Source organism: Paenibacillus silvestris, from assembly GCF_009882985.1.
Lineage (GTDB): Bacteria > Bacillota > Bacilli > Paenibacillales > NBRC-103111 > Paenibacillus_E > Paenibacillus_E silvestris.
The window spans coordinates 448,271-471,622 of sequence record NZ_WTUZ01000040.1 but is presented as its reverse complement, the minus strand read 5'-3'; the positions used below and the strand labels follow the sequence as shown (position 1 = coordinate 471,622).

Here is a 23,352-nt window from a genome sequence, read left to right as displayed (position 1 = left end):
AAAGGGAGAGAGTTCGAAGGAATCGAAATTCCTTGAACTCTCTTTTTAGTAAGTAAGTCTTATAAGTCTTATATATGATATTAATAATGTCTAGCTGTTATGTAGCGAGTACTCCAGTAACCAGTTTTCAATGAGGTAATAGAAACCCCGGAGCTCTTCGTATTGCTTATGAAATTACCATTTCCAACATAAATCCCAACATGATCGATTTGGCCAGGCTTGCTCACACTGAACATCACGAGGTCACCGATGGCTAATTGGCTCTTGCTTGGAACGCGGGAACCGAAACTTGTTTGAGCTTTGGAGCCCCATGGGAGATTGACGCCATTTTTCTTGAATACAAACTGTGTAAATGAGGAGCAATCAAAGGTTAGATGCGCCGGATCTTTCGTACCAAAACGGTAAGTAACTCTACCGATATAAGATTGTGCTGTACTCACAAATTTATGACCGTTCGTGGCATAAATCTCTTGTGCCGATGCAGAAGCAGGCATTGACACCCCAACCGTCGAAAATAGTAAGGAAAGCGCTACCGAGGTAGAAATAACTAATTTTTTCATATGTGATGACACATCCTTTTTCCAAATTTGGTAGTATAAAGTGTTTATGTGATAACTGTACCATAGAAAATCATGGTGGGCGTTAGTGGATTAATGGGTACGTAGGGTTTATTAACCATGGTAATTGTTGTGATCATAGTTAAATTTGGGATCAGATCATTTGTACGAAAAAGAGTAGAAAGAAGGTAGAGAAACCCTATGATTCAATTTCAAAATGAAGCCGTAATCGTGTACCAAAGCGCACTATTTCAAACCACATCGACCGTCATTCAAACGAAAGAAATGATCATCCTTGTAGATCCGAATTGGCTGCCGAATGAAATAGAAACCATCCAAAATTATGTGTTATCGCTCAAGGGGGAGCGGGAGATTTATCTGCTTTTTACACATGGAGATTTCGATCATATTATTGGCTATCAGGCGTTCCCGGGTGCGAAAACAATTGGAAGTTTGGGCCTCCACAATCACCCTAAGAAAGACGAAAAGCTGAAGCTTATCCGGGATTTTGACAACGAAAATTATGTAATCAGGAACTATCCGATTGTATTTCCGGAGCTGGATATTGTGATTCAAGAGGATGGTCAGCAGTTTCATCTAGGAGAAACGACATTGACATTCTATTTAGCCCCAGGACACACGGCAGATGGACTAATGACGGTAGTTGAACCCTTGGGCATTCTGATTGCGGGGGACTATTTATCAGATTTTGAGTTGCCTTTCATATACGATAGCGCGAAGGCTTATGGTGATACACTTGATAAAAGCAGCTTGATACTTGAGAAACATAATATTCAACTATTAATTCCTGGACATGGCATAGCCACTTGGGATCAGAATGAAATGAAGAGACGTGTGGATCTGGCTGCTGATTATCTGAAAAGACTTCGTCAGTCCGTAATCGCAAACGATGAAGCGGCACTAGAGGCGCTAAATCAAGAACACGCTTTTCCATCTAGCTTTACGGAAGGATGCCACAAGGAAAACGTCACGATTATGAAGCGCGAATATTTGTAGGTCAAGCTCAAAGGACAAGCCAAAGTAGCAAGATAATCCATATTATGTCTATGGAGGAATCGACATGAGAACTGAAAAAGAGATGCTTGCCCTCATTAGAGCGTTTGCAACAGAAAACGAATACATACGAGCGGTTATCATGAATGGTTCACGCGCCAATCCGAATGTTCCCCGGGATATTTTTCAGGATTATGACATTGTATACGTGGTGACATCCTTGCAATCTTTTGTGAAAGATCGCAGTTGGATCGATCGCTTCGGGAAGCTGATCATGATGCAAACACCGGATGAAATGGGCGCAGAACCCTCAGAACCCTTACATCATTTCGCATTTCTCATGCTATTTAAGGATGGCAATCGTATCGATTTAACCTTCTATGAGTCTGATCATCTGCCAGCTTGGAAGAGAGATAGCTTGAGCGTACTCTTGCTAGATAAGGACGGCATTATCGCGCCATTTGATGAACCAAGCAATCGCGACTATTTGACAATTCCTCCTACTGCTTCTCAATTTGCTGATTGCTGCAACGAGTTCTGGTGGGTGAGCACCTATGTAGCAAAAGGGTTATGGCGGAGGGAGCTCGCCTATGCGAAATACATGTATGAGCGCCCCGTTAGGGATATGCTGATAAGGATGCTTCAATGGCATATTGGCATTGAAACGAATTTCGCCGTAGATTCAGGAAAGTGCGGCAAATATTTTGAAAGTTATCTAGCACCTGACCAGTGGTCGGTATTTGTACAAACCTATCCAGATGGCGATTATGAGCATATGTGGCAAGGGCTTTTTACCATGTGTGAGCTTTTCAGGGAAGCGGCGCATGGGGTTGCTCGATATTTTGGCTATCCCTATAACCTAGAGGAAGATGAGAACGTTACGGCACATTTGGCACATGTGAGAAATCTACCTGCGGATGTGGAAGCTATCTACTAAGAATGAAGTAGGATAAAGCGAAAGGTGGAGAGTTGTCTATGAAAAAAGTGTGGTTAGACACCGATATCGGCGGAGATATCGATGACGCCCTATGTTTAGCGTATTTGCTTCGACAGCCGGCGTGTGAAATGGTCGGCATATCGACCGTAGGCGGCGAAGTTGAGCAAAGAGCCATGATTGCAGACAGCATTTGCAAAGTGGCTGGCCGCCATATTCCTATATTCGCCGGCGCGGATAGGCAACTTTTACCTAGCGATTTGTATCCGACTCCCGGCGGGGCCGTCAACTTATCTATCTTTCCGCACGACACACATTTTCGCAAAAACCAAGCCGTGGATCAGTTGCGTGCAGCAATTAGAGAACATCCCCATGAAATTTCTCTCGTGGCCATCGGACATTTGACGAATATTGCGTTGCTATTCTCACTTGATCCGGAAATTCCCATGTTGCTCAAAGAGTTGTCTATCATGAGCGGTGTGTTTTCGGAGGCATTAGAACGCAGCTTGAATATGCCGCAGGATAATTGGAATGCATGGTTAGACCCGCATGCTGCGGCCATTGTTTATCAGGCAAATGTTCAGCACGTGAGGACGTTCGGGCTTAATGTGACAACCAAGCTTGTCTTGGAAAAGCAGGAAAAAGAGGATCTTTTCCATACAGATGTGATGAAGGCGGTGGAACGCTTCGGCTCTCCCTGGCTGGAGAATCACCCGATGACGTTCCATGATCCGCTGGTGGCTGCCTGTCTGTTTGAGCCTGATCTTTGTGATTATCAAAGAGGGCAGATCGAGGTTGATTTTATGCATGAAGAGAAGCTAGGGATGATGAGCTTTCGTGAAAGCGTAGAGGGTAGACATGAAATAGCTTCAGCCGTCGACCGAACGCACTTTTTTGAGCATTATTTCTCGGTTGTATGCGGATAGTCTCATCGAGGGAGGGCGCAGTATGCAGGAACTTGTTGGTACGTGTTCAAAGTGCGGAAAAGCTATCTATTGCCGTGAAGGGTTTCTGGACGGCGTTGTTTTGGAAGATAAAAGTCTCGTTTGTTTTGAGTGCCTGGAACTCTCGAAGCCGCGGGAGCAAGGATAGGTAGTCTATACGAAGGTATGAGCCTAAGAACCGGTTTCATCGCGGCTCTTAGGTTTTTTTGTTTGCATATCAACTTTCCAGTTCCTGGTAACGTCCATATAATAGGATAAAGAGAATCATACAATGGGAGTGTTGTACAATGCCGTGGCCAATGGTGCACTTTAGTATCGCGGAGCAATTATGGAATCAGAGTCCTTCACCAGAGTTTCTACTTGGCAGCATTGCGCCAGACGCGATTCATATGAGAGAAGGTACTACTAGGCAAGACAAGGGTCATACGCATCTATGTGATGACGATGGTACGATGCCGAATCTTTTGGATTTTGATAATTTCTATAGAAAGCATAGAAGAAGCGATGATCACAGCTTTAATCAGTTTATGTTGGGGTATGTTTCGCATATTTTCACTGACCTCCGATGGACGGAGACCGTATGGAAAGATTATGTGGAAAAAGTGAGTGGGGAGTTTCCTCAGCAGAATGAAGCCTTAAAGAGCCGATACAATATGGAGGTCTGTCAGATCGAATATCATTTGTGCAGAAGTGAAAATTGGACGGATCGCGTGCTTTCTTCTCTGCTGCAGGCCAAAGCTTATTCCGTTCCATCTCTCCTACATGAGAACGAAGTTAAACAATATGGCGAACATGTTGCAAGGAATTTGAGAGATACGTCAAATGAACCAGGTATTGCCTTATGCTACATAACGGATCAGATTGTAGCTGCGTTTATCGATCGGAGCGTTGATGAACTTAGGGGACTAGTTCGTTTTTGGGAGCGTTGAGAGAAACCATCTAGCAGAAGAGATCAAATAGGAGGAGGCAGCAAAGATGAAGAAATGGATTGCCTTCCTTCTGCTCGCCGTCTTATGCGTCATTAATTATGTGCAAAACGATACGCTAGATCAGGACCCTTATCTCATCACAGATTACAGTCGACTGCACCCTGTAAAAGTAACAAGTGTCGTAAAAGGTCATGAGGAGGAGCAGCTGCGCAGCATCTTGCGGGAAGCAAAGGAGAAGAATTTGACAATCTCAATTGCAGGGCAAAGGCATAGCCAAGGCGGCCATACCTACTACAAAGACAGTGTAGTCATTGATATGACATCATTCAACCGTGTGCTTGCTTTCGATCCAAAGCAAAAGCAGATTCGAATCCAAGCCGGGGCTACCTGGAAGGACGTACAGGATTACGTTAATCCGTATGGGTTGGCAGTGAAGACGATGCAGTCGCAAAATATTTTTACACTTGGCGGTTCCCTTAGTGTCAATGCGCATGGGCGGGATATCCGAAACGGATCGCTGATTAAAAGCGTAGAAGCATTCCGCTTGCTTCTTGCGGATGGTCGTATCCTTAACGTGAATCGAAATGAGAATGCGGAGCTTTTTGACCTTGTTATCGGCGGTTACGGTCTTTTCGGGGTTATTCTAGACGTAACGCTCTCGTTGACTGATAACGAAATGTATAAGCTACGTTTCGATACAATGGATGTTGAATCGTACAGTCAATATTTTGAAGAGCAAGTGAAGGCTGACCCTGAGATTCGTCTGCATATCGCGCGGATTTCTGTTGCGCCTGACCATTTTCTGAAGGAAATGTATGCAATCAACTACTTGGAAGACCATTCAACACCTCTGGAAGGCAATGATCGTTTGAAGGTAAGGGAAGATGGCGTGGTTATATCCAAATTGATGTTCAACTTAAATCGGACGTTCAATTGGGGGAAAAATGTGTTATGGAAGCTTCAAAAGCCTATTTTTGCCAAACAGGATGGCATGTTGATAACGCGGAATAACGCTATGCGTTCTGAATCTCTGTTCATGGAGAATAGGCAGGCAGGAAGCAATGATATTTTGCAGGAATATTTTATCCCGGTCAAAGAGTTTACTGGTTTCGTCCATGACTTGAGCGCTGTCCTGCAGACAGAGAATTTAAACCTTCTAAACGTTTCTGTGCGATACGTAAACCATGATGAGGAAGCCGTACTTTCTTATGCGACGGACGATATGTTCGCACTTGTTTGTCTCTTTCAAGTTCATTTGTCAAAAGAGGAGCAAGCGCATATGCAGACAGGCATACAGAAGGTGCTTGATCAAGTAATTAAGCATAATGGTTCTTATTATTTACCGTATATCGCTTACCCTAGGCTTGATCAATTTCGAACGGCGTACCCAAGGTATGAGGCGTTTTTCCGTAAAAAAGAGCAGTACGACCCGAATCATGTATTCATGAATTACTTTTATTCGGATTACAAAGGAGAGTAACCAATCATGGATACGAAATGGCTCATCCGTTCACAAAGCGTTGTGACGTTGGCAGCAGGTATGATTTATCCGTATTATCTGTTGTTTCTTAAAAATCTCGGAAACAGTTATTCGAAATACGGGCTTGCTTTTGCTGTATTCACCATTAGTTCTGCAGCAGTGTCGCAATGGGTGGGCTCGAAGCTGGATCGTCATGGGTTACGCCTGATGACATGGAGTTCGCTTGGCATGATGGCTGCCATGCTGATATTTCCTTGGGTAGTGAGCTATTTATGGGTGTTGGTTTTGCAGCTTCTGATGGGAGTTAGCAATGCGATGCAAAAGATGAGTGAACGTTTGCTACTTGCTGATCTAACCAACAAAGGCGAGCGGGGGCCAGTGATAGGGAATTTCCATTTCTGGACTTCCATAACTTCTGGGTTCGCAGTAATTGTGGGTGGTTATGTCATTGATTGGTTAACAATCGATATGCTTTTTTATGTTAGCGCAATACTATACGCAAGCAGTTCCTGGGTAACTTGGCGAGCAGGGAAAAGGGGATTTAGCTTTTAGGAAAATCACATGTCTATTGTCTTGTGACACAACCAATTCCAAACCTTGACGTAATTAAATAACTTTACTAAGCTTAATTACGAATAGTAAGCAATCAAAGGGGGCCATACCATGACAGCAACTCTGCCCAAGGATATGAAGCTTGGCATCATCAAATTGTTTGTCTCCAATTTAGAGCGTTCTGTTCGCTTTTATCAAGAGATTGTGGGCTTTCGTCTAGGCAAGTCAACGTCAACTTCAGCAGAATTGACGATTGACGGCAATGAACCCCTGGTTTTATTGGAAGAAATGCCTGATGCACAAGTCACACCGCGGAGATCATCTGCTGGTCTTTATCATTTTGCCATCTTGCTCCCGACACGCAAAGCTCTGGGCATGAGTTTAAACAATTTGGTGCAATCCGGTATCCATATCGGTCAAGCGGATCATCTCGTAAGCGAAGCCTTATATATCACCGATCCGGATCATAACGGGATTGAGATTTATTGTGATCGGCCTAGAAGCACATGGCGCCGTGATGCCGAAGGTAACTATATCATGGCCGCAGATCCTATAGACTGGGAGGGCTTGCTGCATGAAGCAGAAGGCACCGTATGGGACGGTTTACCAGTCGGCACGGTGATGGGACATATTCATTTCCATGTTAAAAATTTGCAGAAATCCAAGGAATTCTACTGTGATATTCTTGGTTTCGATATAGCGGCTGATGCTCGCATGGCGATGAAGGCTTTATTCATATCCGCTGGCGGATACCATCATCACATCGGATTGAACGTTTGGGCTGGTGAAGAGGCGCCATTACGGTCTGCCAATGGAACAGGGCTCGATTATTACACCCTCGTATTTCCTAACAAGGAATCGCGCAATGAGGCCGTCCTGCGATTAAAGCTGGCGAACATGCTAGTGAGTGAGATCGATGGAATCTTGATGGTCAAAGATCCGTCAGGCATTCCACTGAGATTGGGTTACGAACAATAAGCACTTAGAAGCAGATGCTGGGGGAACCCTGCCTGCTTCTTTTTATTTTGGGAACTACAGTCCTCTAATTTCACTGCGAAGCGTAGTTTGAACAGGCAGCGGGAACTATGTTCCGCTATTCTGCTGATTTTCTTCAGAAAACGCAGCATGAACGCCAAATAACATCCTGTAGTTCCGTCTGGAAGGAAAATCCTCGGTTTTCTCCAAAATAGCGTACCCCAGTTCCCATGAACAGACCCGAAATCCTATATTCCCGCGACAAGTCTTGCAGAAAGTACAGAAATTAGTTCCAGATTGTCCCTTTCGCTTTGGACGAACCACGCATATTTTAGCATGTAGGAAGGCATGTTCAGAGGAGGAATTTTTCATGCGTCGAGTTGCTAGTAAATGGTCGAAGTTCGCTGTTCTGCTGCAGCATTCCGGCGTCGCCAAGCATATTCCTGCTATGCGTCGCTATAGCGCAGAGAACCTTGCAGCAATGCTTCGTCAATTTCAATTTGTTGTGGCCAAACCGATTGTTGGTACCGGTGGGAGCCGTGTGATGAAAATTCAAAAATCAGGCAGCGGCTTCATGCTCCACAACGCAGGAACAAAGACAATATACAACTGGAATGAGCTTCTGCAAGCCATTAACCGGATACGCCAGAACCGCCCATTGATGATTCAACAGGGCATTCACCTAGCCACCATCAATGGCAGACCGGTAGATTACCGGGTCAAACTTGCCAAAGTTGGACGCAGCTGGGAGATTCGCGCGGTTGTTGGCCGATTAGCTCGGCCAGGACTGTTCGTCACGAACCTGTGTCAAGGCGGTACGCAGCTGAAAGGCAGGCACGCCGTACGCCAAACATTTCCTGCTTCGCTGGTTAAATCCAAAATCGACACCATGGTAGGCGTTTCCCGGACATGCACCATGCTGCTAGAGGGCAAATATCCCGGTATTGGCATGTTAGGTTACGATTTTGGCATCGATAAAAGAGGTACTGTCTGGATTTTTGAAGTGAATACAAAACCTCACTAATCTTGGCAGGATGCCTGCCGCCCACACTTCTTATTCCTGAGCGCATACCTATATGGTAGGTGTATGACTACTTACAAGGTCGCAGGAGGCTCACATTCATGTATAAAATAATATGTCACTGGAGCCGTTTGGATTGGCACTTCCCTAATGTTGTGATGATGGAAGAGTTCGAAACGAACCAATGCTGGAAAAAAGCGATGCCCGCCGGCGTGAAAGTCGATCAACAGGGGCAATACTACGTTTCAGTTCCGCGTATGTCTCAGGGTATTCCTGCTACGATGAATCGCATCGTGGTCAAGGATGGGAAGCCGCTGCTTGAAGCTTTCCCAAGCTGGGACTTCAATAAAGTTGGAGATGTGAATGCCCTGCAATCTGTCCTCGGCTATGAAATCGATGAATATAATCGGATGTGGCTGCTGGACCAAGGGAAAATAGCTTATGAGCCTTCACCAGAAGGGTCTCAGAAGCTCGTGATTTGGGATTTGAACAGAAATTCGTTGATCGACTCCATCGTCATTCCGGATGAGATCGCACCTTATCGGACTTCATTCCTCAATGACCTCGTTGTTGACAATAAAAATGGTTTTGTTTATCTAACAGATTCTGGTTGCGGCCATCCAGACCATCCGCTTCGCGGCGGCATTATTGTATATAACATGAAAACCAAATCGTTCCGGCGCGTGCTCGACCGGCAGTTCAGTACGCAGGATTTCCCTGATTTTCATTTTCAAATTGACTATAAGCCTGTGTTTAAGAATCAAGCTCTACGGATCGGTGCCGACGGCATCGCTTTGTCAGCAGATCGTTCTACGCTGTATTATTGCCAAGTAACTGGCCGCAATTTGTACGCGATTCATACGGGATTACTGCGAAATGAACAGATACCCTTAGAACAAATAAATGGGGCCGTGCAGGTCCTTGGGAGTAAAGGAACAACGACTGACGGCATGCACGCGGATAATCGGGGCAATTTGTTTTATACGATGTTAGAAGGGAAAGGGATTGGATTTTTCGATGCGAGGGACCGAAGCTTCCACAAATTCGTCTCTGATGATAGGATGCTGTGGGTAGACGGGGTTTCTTTTGATCAGAAAGGCTCGATCATTTTTAACAACAACCGGCTCCACGAAATGTTTGGGGGCTATGAAATCGATTGGAACAATCCGTACAATTTAATAATCTGGAAAGCTTACGTTGGAAAAGATGTGAAGTCCTATTTATACGGGTAGCTTTAGACATGGCTTGCATAATAAAACTGTCAATTAGGTAGATGAGCTACTTAAAGGACAGTTTTATTTGTTTTTAGTCGTTTAAGTTCAGCGACGATGACAAAGGATACGATCACAAGCAAAAACCAAGCAACAATTTTGGTCGGATGCACAAAATGCCACAGGTGATCTTGATTGGGATACCGCCATGCACCGAAATAAGTTGCAATATTTTCTGCGATCCAAATGAAGAAACCGATGCATAAAAAAGATAAAGAAAGTGGCATAGCATAATCAAACTGGGAAAGCTTGAATTTGACTTTTACACGGTAGAATAGGACACAAAGCAAAGCGATGAGCCAGTATCTCACATCGTAGATGAAATGATGTGTAAAGAAATTGAGATAAATGCAAGCACCGAAAGGAATCGCTATCCATTTTGGCGGGTACGCGTGCAAAGAAAGGGATAATCTACGCCAGGATTGACAGATGAAACTTGCTACACTTGCATACATAAAGCCACTGTAGAGAGGTACGCCCCCAAATTTGCTGAACCCATCCTCTGGATAGCTCCATGATCCCATATGAACTTTAAACAATTCTAGAACAATACCAATTACGTGAAAGACACAGATGACTTTCAATTCGTCTTTAGTTTCAAGCTTGCTAAGGTACATGAAAACTTGCAGCAGTAGGCAGCCTGCCAAAATAAAATCATACCGTGGAACACCAGGTATCGTAATTAATTTGCTTAATGCAAGCGTTAGGAAGATGCCTACGGGAAATAAACAAGACATCGCTTCATGGTAGGTAAAGAGACTTAATTGTTTCATGAACAGCCTCATGTTAGGTCACCCTTTCGACTACGGTTCACAGTTAGTATATCGGCAACCTTCTTACATATTGACTTGAATTTTCAATGCTTTGTTCAAACGTATTATTTTCCATTTTCAGCAAACGTTAAGTCAGCGTTCAACTTTCTTTCAGCCCTTGCTCAGATGGGTTTCAGCCTAGACCCTTAGACTCCTACTTGTGAGATAGATATGACGAAGACAATCGTGGTCTTGGTACATGGGAGAGGGGAAATCAACAATGAACTTGAATCGGAAGAAAAAATGGATCATTGTCGTTGTGGCTGCGATGTTATGCGGTGCTGGAACTTATTACTACATACACAGTAATTCAAAGCCTGTAGAAGCCGCTACGGGACAGCAGTCGGCAATGAAGGTAACGAAAGGAGCCATATCTTCATCCATATCGGGAACCTCTCAGCTGGATGCAAAAGATAAGCAAAATATTGTCATACCGGTAGACGCCATCATCAAGACAATGAATTTGACACAAAATCAAGCGGTGAAGAAAGGCGATGTGCTCGTTGAGTTATCCGTTCCTTCCACAGAAACAAACCTGAAAGAAGCACAGGTAAGTCAGCAGCAACTGGAAAAGGAGCTTACCGAGCTGCAGAACGAGCAAAACCATATGAGCTTGTCTGCCCCGATGAGTGGGAAGCTCACATTAGCTGCCAACTTGGATGTGGGCAGTCAAGTGAATAAAACGACGAAGATCGGTACGATTTCGGACACGTCACAGTTCAAGGTCAAGCTGGCATTCCCGCTGCAAGAAGCTGTTCAATTACAACAAGGGGAGAACGTCGAGCTGACGGTAGACGGGTATTTGCTGTCTAAGGTTGGGACGGTATCGACCGTTTCCCATGAAATGAAAGCTGATACGAACGGCAATAAGATCGTTGACGTGGAGGTTCTGGTTACGAACGATGGAACGTTGTCTTCTGGGTTAAAAGTGAAAGGCAGTATCGGAAGCGGCGATGGCAAAATTGAATCCACAGATCTTGCTGCGTTGGATTATGTGCGCACATCGCCTATTTTTTCCGAAGCTAGCGGCACGGTCAAAAGTTTGAAATGGAAAGACGGAGATACCGTGAAACAAGGGGACCTCATCGCGACCTTGTTTAACGATGATCTGCAGCAGAACATCATCAGCAAGCAAGCAGCCATAGACAGCCAGAAAATTAAAGTGGACGATGCACAGCAAAAGGTGAATCAATTGACGATCACAGCACCATTTGACGGCGTATTCTCGGCAGACTTTGCGAATAGCAAAAGCAATGTGCTTCGCAACTATCCAGTAGGCGCGCAAATCACGGCCAATACCACGTTAGGAGCGGTAGCGAGCTTAAGCACGATGCAGCTAGCCATAGCTGTTGATGAGCTGGATTTAACGAGTGTGAAAGTGGGACAGAAAGCGGTTGTGAAGGTGGATGCGATCTCGGGCAAATCATTTGAAGGTGAAGTGACATCGGTGTCTAATGTCGGCACAACCACGAACGGAGTAACAACATACGATGCGGTTGTTACCATCCCGAATCCAGATAGTGTGCTGAAATACGCCATGACGGCAACCGCCGAAGTTTTCATTCAAGATAAAAAGGACATACTTGTGGTCCCGATTCAGGCAATTACGACAACGAAAGGCAAGTCCACCGTTTCATTGAAGAAAGCAGACGGAACCGTCCAAGAGCAGCATGAGATTAAGACCGGTATTCGCAGTAAAACACAGGTTGAGATCTTGAGCGGTTTGGAAGAGGGCGATGAGGTTGTCATGCCGACACGCCGAGCTGCAACGACAACGAACGCAGCGAACCTGCAAGGCGGCTTTCCTGGCGGAGAAGGCGGACCTCCTGCTGGATTCCAACGAGGTGAAGGTGGCGGCGGTGGCGGTTTCCAAGGTCAGAGCGGAGGAGGAGCGCGTCAGTGATGAGCAGCTTCGAGCAAAGGAGCCAGTCGTATGAATATCATTGAATTAACGGGAGTCACTAAGAGCTACGCACGCGGAGATGAAGAGCTGCAAATTCTGAAAGGGATAACCCTGCACATTGCAAAAGGGGACTTTGTTGCCATTATCGGTCCCAGCGGATCGGGGAAATCTACGCTGATGAACACGATCGGGCTGCTGGATATACCGACTTCAGGCACCTATTCGCTCGATGGCGTGTCTACGGTGAAAATGTCCGACAACGGCTTAGCCGAGCTCAGAAACCGGAAAATTGGGTTTATTTTTCAACAATTCAACCTACTTCCTCGCTTATCTGCTATCGAAAATGTAGAGCTGCCGATGATTTATGCCGGCATTACGGCCAAACAGCGCCGAGAGCAAGCCCAGCGTATGCTGGAAAAGCTAGGCATGGGTCAGCGTGGACATCACAAACCAAGTGAGCTTTCAGGTGGACAGCAGCAGAGGGTAGCGATTGCCAGAGCGTTAGCTATTTCACCTTCTTTAATACTAGCTGACGAACCAACCGGAGCTCTGGACTCCAAAACAGGGATTGAAGTGTTGGAGCTCATACAGGAGCTCAATCAGCAGGGCAACACGATCGTGCTGATCACGCATGACAATCATATTGCTGATCATGCCAAGCGTGTCGTGACGCTACGGGATGGCGAAATCATCAAGGATGTTCGTAATCAAGTCATGCCTGTCTCTACGGCGGATGAGGTGGTGACGATATGAGACCTTGGGAGCTTTTTCAAATGGCGATGGCCACGGTTCGCTCCAATCCGCTCCGAACTGTTTTGACCATGCTTGGCGTTATTATTGGGGTTAGCTCCGTTATTACGCTGGTTTCCATCGGGCAAGGGACTTCCAAGTCAATTGAGAAGCAGTATGAAGGGCTCGGAACAAACCTGCTGACGGTTAATTTGCTTGGCAATGGCCGGGCAACCCAGCTGAAGTACGAGGAAATCATGGAGCTGGAAGGCACGGCTGGAATTAGCGGTATTGCACCGACGATGACTAGAGGCAGTACGAGTATTAAATATGACCGCACGACGGAGACGTATACGGTGTTAGGTACGAACGACCGTTATCTGAGTATGCAAAAGGGAGAAATGGGCAGCGGGCGATTCCTTGCCGAAGCGGATTTGGATTATCGCAATCACGTAGCGGTTATAGGGACTGAGGTTGCGACGAAATTTTTTGGCAAGGATGATCCCTTGAATGAGGAGATTAACGTCAACGGCTACATGTATACAATTATCGGTGTTCTGAAAAGCAAAGGCTCCAACACGAGTGGAACCTCGCTAGACAGCTCGGTTATTGTGCCGCTGCCGACAATGAGCCGAGATTTTAAACTAGGTTCGATTCGCTCAACGTATGTAGAAGCAGCAAGCGGGGATGACGTTAGCAAGGTACAGGCTGCTCTTGAGAGATATTTGAGTAACAAGTTCAAGAGTACGTCGGGTTATAACATTTTCAACTCATCCGAATTGATCAGCGCGAAACAAACAGCGTCCAGCACGCTAACGAATCAGTTAGTTGCTGTAGCTGCAATATCCCTTCTGGTTGGCGGTATCGGGATTATGAATATCATGCTCGTAACTGTTAGTGAACGAACCAGAGAGATTGGCATCCGCAAATCCATTGGGGCCAAACGGCGCAATATTCTCTTGCAGTTCCTGGTGGAAGCTACGTTAATCAGCGGGATGGGCGGTTTCATAGGCCTCGTTGTTGGGGTAGCGTTATCGCTCGCTTGGCCCTATATCAATCCGAGTCAGGCGACCAGTCTTTCAATCAACGTAGGTCTTTACGCATTCTTATTCTCTGCATTAGTAGGTGTTATTTTTGGATTATATCCAGCCAATAAAGCTTCCAAATTAAAGCCAATCGATGCTCTTCGTTACGATTAAAAATATGTAAGCTACAGGAGGTACTACCATGATTCGCAAATTAACAACACTTTCATTGAAACATACGACCTTAGCCTTGTTATTAACTGGCAGCTTAGCCGCTGCCTCCTTACCTTCAGGGATGGTTCAAGCTGCAGGGGAAGCCGTCTATATTTCTTCTGCTTCTTATTTTACAATCAGCCAAGCTGCGCTCTCGTCCTCATCGCTACAGTTCGCTGTATCCTTACATAATGGGGACCAGAATGCGATTGACTTCAATCAATATGGCGTGCGCGTCACAGATACAGCAGGGCATAGCTTTACAGCGAAATTGAGTGAAAAGAAAAGCGCCAGCGTACTTCCCGGGCAAGAAGCCAGCTTCCGTTTCTACGCCAATTTGGCGGAAGGCGAGTCCGCTGATCAGCTGAAGATTGATGTCTTCCGTTGGGACGCGGGGCAGGCAGATTTCATGAAACATCTGGGTCAACTGCCTGTAAGCTCAGCGCTGGGAGAGGGACAAGTGACTGTGCCGGAAGAGATTATTAATCTCCGCACACTAGACAGCACGTTAGCTAACGATGCCTCACTTGCTTTCCAATTAGGGCAAAGCGTGCGCGTTTCTGAGAATGGGAAATGGTATCTGTATACGCAGGTATCCGCGAAAAACCTGGGTTCCAGCAGCGTTAAGCTGCCTACAGGGCTGCAGCTGAGACTCGTTGACGCCAGTGGCTTGACATACACCTCATCCATTGCAAATGGATCAGGCACATCTTTCCTTCCTGGTGAATCGGATACTTTAACATTAAAAACGGCTATCTCTAAACAAATGACACTTTCAGGTGCATCGCTGGAATTTTATTACATGAATCAAAGTGAAGATGTGACGCTGGGGACTATGAGCCTGAATACTTCACTCCAGACTACTGCTCTTGATACGAAGCAAGTGTATAGCGGGCAGCAAGATGGGGAGCAAATGACAGTTAAAGCGGACACAGCCCAGTACTCGATACAAGCAGACGGCGTTCATGTGCAAACCGTTGTTACGTTAAGTAATGACGGAGATGCATCAGCGGCTGTACCATCCTTTATTGCGAGCTACCAAGTCGGTGATTCTGGCACCTCTTTGTCAGCTGCGGATAATACGGTTCGCCCTGCATTTTTGGCTGCCAAAGAAACGACAACGTATTACTTTAACGCGATTTTGCCATCGGGCACGGATCCGAATGCCGCCCAGCTTGTCCTCTGGGAGAAGACAGCTGCTGCGGCGAGCTCAGGAAGTGAGGGCAGTTCAGGTAGTGCCAACAGTGCAAGTAGTGCAAGCGGCACTGCTTCGACTACTACGGCTGCGAGCGAATCTGCAACGGCTTCAGCGAGTGGCGGGTCTACAGGGCAGATGCCTGTAGCGGTGTTCCTGCTTAAAGGCGCTAGCGAAGCCAAGAGCGGCTTTGCGACAGCTGCAAGCTACTTGCTTGGTGATAAGCTGACTTTTAATAATAACGCTAGTGTCAACAAAAATGTGGATGTTTCGCTTGTCGAGCTGCATGCTCACGAAAACGATGATCTTGGCTACAAAACAGCCATTGCCAAATACAAAATGACCAACAACGGCACGAGCACGATTGCCTTGCCTGAGCTTCAGAACGAGCTGCTGGATAGCAGCGGTAATTCGTATACGGGCACACGCCAAAGCTCTGTCACCACGCAGCTCACGCCTGGCAGTTCTTACGTTGTTAGCTATTCTTACCTGCTTCCGAATCGGAAAACAGAGGACGATGAAGCTTTTGCACTGAATATCTTCGATGATAAGTCAGTGTCTGAGGGCAAAGTGTCACTCGGAACGTATCAGGTTGCTCTGCAGAAAGAGGATGACAGCGACACGATTAATCTCTATCCGTTCACGATGAAAGTGAACAATGACTCGATTAGTTGGCTGTATAACAATGGATCTTATTCTTATCAACTAAACCTGGATCTTGATATCACCCATGAGGATCAAGTTATCATAGACTCGAATTTCTCCACAATTGAATTCGACATGGTAGATTCGCTTGGCCGCATCGTGGGCACTCAATCGTCTACACTAGTGGGCACTGGGAAACTAACGAGCGGCATGCAGAAAATTGTTGTCACGGGTCTTAAAAACGAACAAGTAGACTCCGGTGTTGTTGTCAACATGTATGAAGTCATTAATACCCCTAACGGAACAGCTAAGCGCCTAATTAAGCAATTCCATTAATATTTGTCATAAGAATGGTAAAAGCAGCTAAGTACTTAGTCTGACGGAGTTTGACCCGTCAGGCTTTTTTAGTTGTTGCTGCTGACACCTGTGGTTTCCATCGTTTTCGCTCAGCCATTGAAACTATCAAAACTTTCGCTTACGATTACAATAATCATAAACGAAATGAGGTGTTTCCTTCTGCTCAATCTCAATACTTTAGCCGGACAGTATACAGCTCGGGCTTTGTGTTCATAAATAGAGGAAACGGCTCGTTTATATGCAACGGTACAACCTATGATTTGCATCCGGGCAAGGTCTTGTATGGCGGCGAACACAATAAGAAGATGTTCGTGGTGGATACGGAGATTCTCGGTCCTCTTGCTATGGGTCAGTTCAAAGGTTTAGGGTATATGTCCAGCTTATTTCAACCTAAATAAGTTGTAGACACTGAAGAGGGCTGTCCCGAAAGTCATTTCATGACTAGAGGCGGCCATTTTTTGACCTTATGGAGTGTCTCTTTAGATGAACTGGAAATACTACCGCTAATTCGTCCAATAACACGCCACAGGCACGAATACATGGAATTTCTCCAGTTAAATGGGGACGATGGAGCTTGGAAACAGGCTGAAGGAGAGAATTAACAGGATTATTTCCAGTTAGTAGGCTGACAAATCGTGGACTTGCTTGAAATAAATGGAACTTTTCCCGTTATTCGATATGTACGGGAACGCTGTATTTTTTTATTCTAACTAAACTCGCATTAGATTTTTAGAATAGATGAATTGTAAAATGATGAGGGATCTAAAAAACGAAGCCGACAGGAGCCACGACATTTATGAAACAAAACAAATATGATGATCATAGCTTTTTTGAAAAATACAGCCAAATGGCACGCTCAACAGGCGGGCTGGGCGCTGCAGGGGAGTGGCCTGCACTTCGCGAGCTGCTTCCCGACTTATCGGGGAAAACCGTGCTTGACCTTGGCTGCGGATACGGCTGGCACTGCCGATATGCGCGTGAGAACGGAGCTAACTCTGTTGTAGGCGTGGATATCTCCGAAAAAATGTTAGATCGCGCAAAAGAATTAACCGATGATGAGGCGATTACCTATCGCAGGCTCGCGATTGAGGAAATCGATTATCCTTCTGGCCAATTTGATGTAGTGATTTCATCACTGGCTATTCATTATGTGGAGCATTTCAATGACCTCTGTCATAAGGTCCATCATTGCCTGAAAGAAGGTGGGAAGTTCATTCTTTCCGTCGAACATCCGATGTTCACTTCGCGTGCTGAACAAGATTGGTATTATGGTCCACAGGGCGAACGCTTGCATTGGCCTGTCGACAATTACCAAGATGAGGGACTAAGGCAGGCAAGATTCCTTGAAACAGATGTCATCAAATATCATCGTACGGTTGCCACTTATATGAATGGACTGATCGATGGTGGATTCATCATAAATAAGCTATCTGAGCCTCAACCAACGCAAGAAGCGCTCGACAAGTATCCGGAAATGCGAGACGAGACACGTCGTCCTATTTTCCTCTTAATTGCAGCATCGAAGAACAACAAATAAGCCCTTTTCAGACGGTTTCATGACCTGGTGCATAATTTTCTTGCTTGTTAAGCCAAGTTGGTTATAATTAGTATTGTAAGTTTATACATTAAACAAACTAAGTTTAACGACGAGGAGAATTTGGACATGAACAAGCCAGCACAGCCTAAAGAACCTTTAGTTACGCATATTTACACGGCTGATCCATCTGCCCACGTGTTTGAAGGCAAGTTGTATATTTACCCTTCCCATGACCTTGACCATGATGGACCGTCTAATGATAATGGCGACCAATACGCGATGGAAGATTATCATATCCTCTCCATGGACGATTTCAATTCGCCTTGTGTGGATCATGGCGAGGCTTTGCACCTGAGAGATATTCCATGGGCGAAGCAGCAATTATGGGCGCCAGACGCAGCGTATAAGAACAATACGTATTATCTCTTTTTCCCAGCTCGGGACAAAGAGGATGTCTTCAGGCTTGGTGTCGCTACAAGCTCAACTCCAGCAGGTCCTTTCAAGGCTGAAGAAAATTATATCCCTGGCAGCTACAGCATTGATCCCGCTGTGTTAATCGACGAGGATAACAAAGCTTATATTTACTTTGGCGGACTTTGGGGCGGCCAGCTTGAGAAATGGCAGACAGGAACATTTCTTCCTGATGCTAAGGGGCCAGCGGAGAATGAACCAGCTTTGGGACCAAGAGTGGCTGTTTTAAGTGAGGATATGCTCACATTCACAGACGAGCCGCAGGAAATCAAGATTGTGGATGAAGAAGGCAATCCCATTCTTGCAGGGGACGAGGACAGACGATATTTCGAAGGTCCATGGGTTCATAAATACAATGGATATTATTATCTTTCTTATTCGACAGGGACAACACATTGTCTCGTGTATGCGATGAGCGAGCATCCGCAAGGGCCGTATGTTTTCAAAGGCACGATCCTGACGCCAGTTATCGGCTGGACAACGCATCATTCCATCGTTCAATTCGAGGATAAATGGTATTTATTTTATCATGATTGTTCCCTATCAGACGGGGTTAACCATAAACGCTGCGTGAAATACACGGAGCTGAAGTATAACGCAGACGGTACCATCCAAACGATAGACCCTTATAAATAAACAAAGATTCCTATAAAACTGCTCCCAATAGTCTAACAAGACTTGAGGGGGCTATTTTTATTCATGCATAGAATCTCAGTTTTGGATAAAAATACATGGAAGGCAATGAATGGGAAACAGGTAAGCTGCAATCATCTAAAGAGGTACAGGGGGCGTATTCGGATGACGATTTGGCAATGGTATAGACGTCGGAGAAGTTTAGGATCCCCAAGTCAACAGCCTCCAAAGATTCCACGAAAAGAAACCCCAGCCCATCAGTTTTTAGAAAAAAACGAAGACGCTAAAATAAGCAGGCGACTCGATGAAACATTGGACTTCGTTCAAAACATACTTGGCGACAATGATGATTTTATCATGCGCCGTTTTTGTATCTGTGACGAGCACCCGGCAGCAGCCTTGTATTTCGCGGACTTAATTGATAAACAGCATTTGAACGATCATATACTAAAGCCTTTAATGTTAACGACTTTAAGGGATAACCCGAGGTCTGATAACCGTTCAATGAAAGACTACCTGTTGAACGAAACGTTGTATTCATGCGAAGGAAGAACAGAAACCGAGCTGGATGAGATCATCCAAGCCATTGTAGAAGGGAAAACCGTCATTTTGGTTGACGGTCTAGTGGATGCTTTTGTTTTCAGCACGCGCCAAGTTGACAAGCGTTCAATTACACAGCCGGAGACGGAACAAGTAATCAGGGGAGCAAGAGAAGGATTTATCGAAATATTAGGTACCAACTTAGCCCTTCTTCGCTATCGGCTTCCAACGCCGGATTTACGCATTAAAACAATACGAATTGGGCGAATTACGAAATCCAAAGTAGCTCTTTGTTACATCAATGGCGTCGTGAATCCGGCACTCGTAGAAGAAGTTTTTAGACGACTATCGTTGATTGATATTGATGGCGTCCTTGATGCAGGCTACTTGGAGCAATTTATTGAGGATAACCATATCTCACCGTTTCCGCAAATTCAAAACACAGAACGCCCAGACAAGGCAGTCGCCAATTTACTGGAAGGCAGGGTGATTCTGCTTGTAGACGGATCACCGTTTGCACTTATTTTGCCTACCGTCTTCAGTCAATTTTACCAAACGGTGGAGGATTACTCAGAGCGGTATCTCCTCGTCAGCTTCATACGACTTTCTCGTCTCGTTGCGCTCGTATTCTCACTGATTTTCCCATCGTTGTATGTGGCTCTAATTTCGTTCAATCCGGAGCTGATTCCAACGGAGTTCGCTGTCGCGGTAGCAGGAGGTAGGGCAGGGGTTCCGTTCCCCTCCGTCATTGAAGTGTTAATCATGGAAATCTCCATGGAAGTTCTAAGGGAAGCCACGCTGCGGCTTCCCCAGCAGGTTGGCGGCGCACTTTCCATTGTTGGTGTGCTCGTTGTTGGACAAGCAGCGGTTGCAGCGGGCTTTATCTCACCCATCACGGTGGTTATCATTGCGCTAACGACCATCGGTTCCTTTGCAACACCAGCGTACAATGCAGCTCTCGCGCTCAGACTGTTGCGATTTCCGCTCGTGATTTTGTCCGGTATTTTCGGCCTATATGGCGTTATGATCGGATTAATCCTGATCGCGAACCATATGCTTTCCTTGCGTTCATTCGGTGTTCCATACTTGAGCCCGATTGTGCCAGGAAATTTCCAGGGGATGAAAGACACGCTGGCCCGATTACCTCTCTGGTCGATGCCCAAAAGACCTGCACTTTTGCATACACCCAATGACACTCGTCTAAGCAAATTAACGAAAGAAATGAGTGACATACCAGCCAACAATACGTTAGACCCTTTGAAAGTTGGAGATAGGAGGAACGTGACCTATGGAGCATCCTCGCCAGATAACAGTGATTCAAGCCGCGATCATACTGATTAGTACGATTATTGGAGTAGGGGTGCTGGCTCTCTCGCTTTTTGCTGTCCGAGCAGCTGATTCCGGTGCGCCGCTAGTTACATTTCTCGGCCTATTGCTTGGATTAGCAGGTCTTTGGCTGCTTACAAAGCTCGGAATGCGATTTCCTGAACAATCAATTATTGAATACAGCAAAGAACTAATCGGCAAATGGACGGCAGGCGTATTCAGTGTGTTGATCATTGCTTTCTTTGCTCTAATCACCGCACTGGCAGCACGGGAGTTTGGTGAAGTCGTGGTAACGTCCGTTTTGATGAAAACCCCGCTTGAAGTGACGGTTATTGTCATGCTGCTTCTTGCCGCTGTTTCTTCTCGTGCAGATATTACCACGTTCACCTATTTCCACCATTTTTATTTCCCGGTCATTGTATTTCCTGGCTTATTGATCGTTGTGCTATCCCTCAAGAATGCGCATTTAGTCAATTTGCTCCCCATATGGGGGAACGAACCAAAGGGCATGTTTGGCGGCATCCTCACGATGGCAGCCTTATTTCAGGGTTCTTTCGTCATGACGATTGTCATACCTGCGATGCGCAGACCGGAGAAGGCCATGATTGCCGGGTATATCGGGATGGCGATTTCAGGGGCTTTATATGTGCTTATCGTTATTGCGACAGTTGGCGTCTTCGGAGCAGAGGAAATTAAAAAATTAGTGTGGCCAACCTTGGAGTTAGCCAAAACAACTTCACTGCCTGCGAACATACTGGAGCGCTTGGATGGGGCTTTTCTTGCTGTATGGGTGACGGCGGTGTTTACGACCTTACTGTCCTCTTATTACTTAGCCATACATTTTACCAGCCGGCTCTTGAAGCTCAAGGATCATAAAATGTTCGCCTTCTTTCTTATGCCTTTTATTTATGTGATGGCTATGTTTCCTCAAAATTTGCTGCAGATGTATGAAATCATTCAAGTTGTCGGCCGCTGGGGACTAATTTTCACGGTGGTGTATCCGCTTGTCTTATTTATTATGGCAGTGATTCGCAAGAAAAAAAGTCGGGGTGATCAACTTGTGGCAAAATCTGACTAAACAGATTCTTGTTTTCGTGTTGATGACCCCTTTGCTTGCAGGCTGCTGGGATCGCCTAGAAATCGAAGATCGTGCCGTTGTATTAGCCATTGGCATTGATGAAGCAAAGCCGGGAGATGAGCAAGAAACCAGCAATGCGACCCATATTCTTAATCAGGACTCCCCAAAAAAGGGACTCATTCGTATCACCGTTCAAATTGCTGTACCAGGTCGCATTCCGCTAGGGACAGGTGGCGACACAGGGGGGCCAGCTGATCAAAAACCGGTTTGGGTCTTGACCAGCGTAGGATACACCATTGAGGATTGTTTGATGAACTTACAGCAGCAGCTCGCGGATCGGTTGTTCTATGGCCATCTACGGGTCATTGTTATGTCGGAATCTGTTGCCAAAAAAGGGATTCAGAACGAGAATGATTTCTTTCGCCGCCAGCCTCAAGTCCGAAGAACAGTCTGGATGGTTGTTTCCAAAGGAGACGCAGCAGACATTATGAATGCTACCCCGCAATTGGAGCGCGTACCGACCTTATATTTGCTTGCCACCTTGGAGCACGCCAGAGAAATGGGGAAGCTGCCTAACATTTTTTTAGGTGTTTTTTTCAGTGCCAGTTCGGCCAAAGGGCAGGAAGGGACGGTTCCCTACTTGGAGTTAAAGAAGGAATCGAATATTGAAATTGCGGGAATGGCTTATTTTAAAAATGATAAAATGGTGGGTACCTCAACTGCATTGCAAATCGGCCACTATATGGCAATTAAGCAATTGAACCCTGGTGGTTACAGTATCCTTCAGGAAATGCCGAACTCCAATACCAACGTTATTTTCAAAACCACACATCGGAAGTCGAAAATAACAACAACCATCAAAAATGGCAAAGTATTTGCGTACATTAGATGTCAAGTCGAAGGGGACTTAACGGAGAAATCGAATGAGAAGGTACTCGTAACGAGAAATAATTTAATCAAGCTGGAAGAGAAAATTCAAAAAGATGCTGCGGAAGGATTCAAAGATTTCATCCAGCAGACACAGGAAGATGGCAGTGACATTTTCGGCTTCGGAGAGTATGTACGTGCGATGCAGCCTGCCTATTGGAACAAGGAAATTAAAACCAAGGAAGAGTGGGAGAAGCAATATAAAGAGATGTCCGTTGATGTCTCGATGCACGTGAAAATTAGACGGATAGGAACGAAAACGAAGTAAGGAAGGATTCAGCCCA

The 23,352-nt window shown here is 45.6% G+C and carries 21 protein-coding genes; 19 read left to right on the top strand and 2 right to left on the bottom strand.

Annotated features, from left to right (window positions below; translation table 11 throughout):
* Window positions 1-80 precede the first annotated feature (80 nt).
* Window positions 81-560, bottom strand: a complete 480-nt coding sequence (locus tag GQF01_RS34105; RefSeq protein ID WP_161411776.1) for a C40 family peptidase — start codon at window positions 558-560, stop codon at window positions 81-83.
* A gap of 198 nt (window positions 561-758) precedes the next feature.
* On the opposite strand from GQF01_RS34105, the gene GQF01_RS34100 reads away from it, so the two are divergent.
* From GQF01_RS34100 to GQF01_RS34060, 9 genes are all read left to right on the top strand, one after another.
* Entirely contained in the window at window positions 759-1,574 is an 816-nt protein-coding gene (locus GQF01_RS34100; RefSeq protein WP_161411775.1) for an MBL fold metallo-hydrolase, read from the top strand.
* A 64-nt stretch (window positions 1,575-1,638) separates the two neighbouring features.
* Window positions 1,639-2,508 carry an aminoglycoside 6-adenylyltransferase gene (locus GQF01_RS34095; protein WP_161411774.1) on the top strand — a complete coding sequence of 290 codons (870 nt, stop codon included), beginning with the start codon at window positions 1,639-1,641 and terminating at the stop codon, window positions 2,506-2,508.
* 38 nt (window positions 2,509-2,546) lie between these two features.
* Complete coding sequence (locus tag GQF01_RS34090) at window positions 2,547-3,431, top strand: nucleoside hydrolase (RefSeq protein WP_161411773.1); 885 nt, start codon at window positions 2,547-2,549, stop codon at window positions 3,429-3,431.
* A gap of 305 nt (window positions 3,432-3,736) precedes the next feature.
* Window positions 3,737-4,378 carry a zinc dependent phospholipase C family protein gene (locus GQF01_RS34085; RefSeq protein ID WP_161411772.1) on the top strand — a complete coding sequence of 214 codons (642 nt, stop codon included), beginning with the start codon at window positions 3,737-3,739 and terminating at the stop codon, window positions 4,376-4,378.
* Window positions 4,379-4,424: 46 nt separating this feature from the next.
* Entirely contained in the window at window positions 4,425-5,858 is a 1,434-nt protein-coding gene (locus GQF01_RS34080; RefSeq protein WP_161411771.1) for an FAD-binding oxidoreductase, read from the top strand.
* 6 nt (window positions 5,859-5,864) lie between these two features.
* Window positions 5,865-6,410: an MFS transporter gene (locus tag GQF01_RS34075; RefSeq protein ID WP_161411770.1), complete on the top strand. Its 546-nt coding sequence runs from the start codon at window positions 5,865-5,867 to the stop codon at window positions 6,408-6,410.
* A gap of 111 nt (window positions 6,411-6,521) precedes the next feature.
* Window positions 6,522-7,388 (top strand): VOC family protein, encoded by an 867-nt coding sequence (locus GQF01_RS34070; RefSeq protein WP_161411769.1) that lies wholly within the window; start codon window positions 6,522-6,524, stop codon window positions 7,386-7,388.
* Window positions 7,389-7,755: 367 nt separating this feature from the next.
* A complete protein-coding gene (locus tag GQF01_RS34065; RefSeq protein WP_161411768.1) occupies window positions 7,756-8,409 on the top strand; it encodes a YheC/YheD family protein in 654 nt (217 codons plus the stop codon).
* 98 nt (window positions 8,410-8,507) lie between these two features.
* Window positions 8,508-9,638, top strand: coding sequence for an L-dopachrome tautomerase-related protein (locus GQF01_RS34060; RefSeq protein ID WP_161411767.1), 1,131 nt, complete (start codon window positions 8,508-8,510; stop codon window positions 9,636-9,638).
* Between the two features lie 50 nt (window positions 9,639-9,688).
* Here GQF01_RS34060 and GQF01_RS34055 read toward each other — a convergent pair whose 3' ends face one another.
* Window positions 9,689-10,462 (bottom strand): DUF817 domain-containing protein, encoded by a 774-nt coding sequence (locus tag GQF01_RS34055; protein WP_161411766.1) that lies wholly within the window; start codon window positions 10,460-10,462, stop codon window positions 9,689-9,691.
* Window positions 10,463-10,709: 247 nt separating this feature from the next.
* Here GQF01_RS34055 and GQF01_RS34050 point away from each other — a divergent pair, with 247 nt between their 5' ends.
* The 10 genes from GQF01_RS34050 to GQF01_RS34010 all read left to right on the top strand — a co-directional run bounded on the left by GQF01_RS34050 (window position 10,710) and on the right by GQF01_RS34010 (window position 23,336).
* Window positions 10,710-12,392, top strand: a complete 1,683-nt coding sequence (locus GQF01_RS34050) for an efflux RND transporter periplasmic adaptor subunit (protein ID WP_161411765.1) — start codon at window positions 10,710-10,712, stop codon at window positions 12,390-12,392.
* A 30-nt stretch (window positions 12,393-12,422) separates the two neighbouring features.
* Complete coding sequence (locus tag GQF01_RS34045; protein ID WP_161411764.1) at window positions 12,423-13,145, top strand: ABC transporter ATP-binding protein; 723 nt, start codon at window positions 12,423-12,425, stop codon at window positions 13,143-13,145.
* Complete coding sequence (locus tag GQF01_RS34040) at window positions 13,142-14,320, top strand: ABC transporter permease (RefSeq protein ID WP_161411763.1); 1,179 nt, start codon at window positions 13,142-13,144, stop codon at window positions 14,318-14,320. The genes GQF01_RS34045 and GQF01_RS34040 overlap by 4 nt, the downstream gene beginning before the upstream one ends.
* Window positions 14,321-14,348: 28 nt before the next feature.
* A complete protein-coding gene (locus GQF01_RS34035; RefSeq protein ID WP_161411762.1) occupies window positions 14,349-16,535 on the top strand; it encodes a hypothetical protein in 2,187 nt (728 codons plus the stop codon).
* A gap of 50 nt (window positions 16,536-16,585) precedes the next feature.
* Complete coding sequence (locus tag GQF01_RS36100; protein ID WP_202556826.1) at window positions 16,586-16,954, top strand: hypothetical protein; 369 nt, start codon at window positions 16,586-16,588, stop codon at window positions 16,952-16,954.
* Window positions 16,955-17,352: 398 nt separating this feature from the next.
* On the top strand, window positions 17,353-18,093 hold the full coding sequence (locus GQF01_RS34030; RefSeq protein WP_161411761.1) for a class I SAM-dependent methyltransferase: 741 nt from the start codon (window positions 17,353-17,355) through the stop codon (window positions 18,091-18,093).
* 126 nt (window positions 18,094-18,219) lie between these two features.
* Window positions 18,220-19,200: a glycoside hydrolase family 43 protein gene (locus GQF01_RS34025; protein ID WP_161411760.1), complete on the top strand. Its 981-nt coding sequence runs from the start codon at window positions 18,220-18,222 to the stop codon at window positions 19,198-19,200.
* A gap of 162 nt (window positions 19,201-19,362) precedes the next feature.
* A complete protein-coding gene (locus GQF01_RS34020) occupies window positions 19,363-21,078 on the top strand; it encodes a spore germination protein (RefSeq protein ID WP_161411759.1) in 1,716 nt (571 codons plus the stop codon).
* Window positions 21,026-22,141, top strand: a complete 1,116-nt coding sequence (locus tag GQF01_RS34015) for a GerAB/ArcD/ProY family transporter (protein WP_161411758.1) — start codon at window positions 21,026-21,028, stop codon at window positions 22,139-22,141. The genes GQF01_RS34020 and GQF01_RS34015 overlap by 53 nt, the downstream gene beginning before the upstream one ends.
* The gene (locus GQF01_RS34010; RefSeq protein ID WP_161411757.1) at window positions 22,113-23,336 is read left to right on the top strand and encodes a Ger(x)C family spore germination protein; all 1,224 of its coding nucleotides are present in this window, start codon (window positions 22,113-22,115) and stop codon (window positions 23,334-23,336) included. Before GQF01_RS34015 ends, GQF01_RS34010 begins: the two co-directional genes overlap by 29 nt.
* Window positions 23,337-23,352: the final 16 nt, after the last annotated feature.

Bases quoted from the DNA above. Each gene is read 5' to 3' on its own strand.
- GQF01_RS34105 (WP_161411776.1), bottom strand. From the start codon at position 560: ATGAAAAAATTAGTTATTTCTACCTCGGTAGCGCTTTCCTTACTATTT.
- GQF01_RS34100 (WP_161411775.1), top strand. From the start codon at position 759: ATGATTCAATTTCAAAATGAAGCCGTAATCGTGTACCAAAGCGCACTA.
- GQF01_RS34095 (WP_161411774.1), top strand. From the start codon at position 1,639: ATGAGAACTGAAAAAGAGATGCTTGCCCTCATTAGAGCGTTTGCAACA.
- GQF01_RS34090 (WP_161411773.1), top strand. From the start codon at position 2,547: ATGAAAAAAGTGTGGTTAGACACCGATATCGGCGGAGATATCGATGAC.
- GQF01_RS34085 (WP_161411772.1), top strand. From the start codon at position 3,737: ATGCCGTGGCCAATGGTGCACTTTAGTATCGCGGAGCAATTATGGAAT.
- GQF01_RS34080 (WP_161411771.1), top strand. From the start codon at position 4,425: ATGAAGAAATGGATTGCCTTCCTTCTGCTCGCCGTCTTATGCGTCATT.
- GQF01_RS34075 (WP_161411770.1), top strand. From the start codon at position 5,865: ATGGATACGAAATGGCTCATCCGTTCACAAAGCGTTGTGACGTTGGCA.
- GQF01_RS34070 (WP_161411769.1), top strand. From the start codon at position 6,522: ATGACAGCAACTCTGCCCAAGGATATGAAGCTTGGCATCATCAAATTG.
- GQF01_RS34065 (WP_161411768.1), top strand. From the start codon at position 7,756: ATGCGTCGAGTTGCTAGTAAATGGTCGAAGTTCGCTGTTCTGCTGCAG.
- GQF01_RS34060 (WP_161411767.1), top strand. From the start codon at position 8,508: ATGTATAAAATAATATGTCACTGGAGCCGTTTGGATTGGCACTTCCCT.
- GQF01_RS34055 (WP_161411766.1), bottom strand. From the start codon at position 10,462: ATGAGGCTGTTCATGAAACAATTAAGTCTCTTTACCTACCATGAAGCG.
- GQF01_RS34050 (WP_161411765.1), top strand. From the start codon at position 10,710: ATGAACTTGAATCGGAAGAAAAAATGGATCATTGTCGTTGTGGCTGCG.
- GQF01_RS34045 (WP_161411764.1), top strand. From the start codon at position 12,423: ATGAATATCATTGAATTAACGGGAGTCACTAAGAGCTACGCACGCGGA.
- GQF01_RS34040 (WP_161411763.1), top strand. From the start codon at position 13,142: ATGAGACCTTGGGAGCTTTTTCAAATGGCGATGGCCACGGTTCGCTCC.
- GQF01_RS34035 (WP_161411762.1), top strand. From the start codon at position 14,349: ATGATTCGCAAATTAACAACACTTTCATTGAAACATACGACCTTAGCC.
- GQF01_RS34030 (WP_161411761.1), top strand. From the start codon at position 17,353: ATGAAACAAAACAAATATGATGATCATAGCTTTTTTGAAAAATACAGC.
- GQF01_RS34025 (WP_161411760.1), top strand. From the start codon at position 18,220: ATGAACAAGCCAGCACAGCCTAAAGAACCTTTAGTTACGCATATTTAC.
- GQF01_RS34020 (WP_161411759.1), top strand. From the start codon at position 19,363: ATGACGATTTGGCAATGGTATAGACGTCGGAGAAGTTTAGGATCCCCA.
- GQF01_RS34015 (WP_161411758.1), top strand. From the start codon at position 21,026: ATGGAGCATCCTCGCCAGATAACAGTGATTCAAGCCGCGATCATACTG.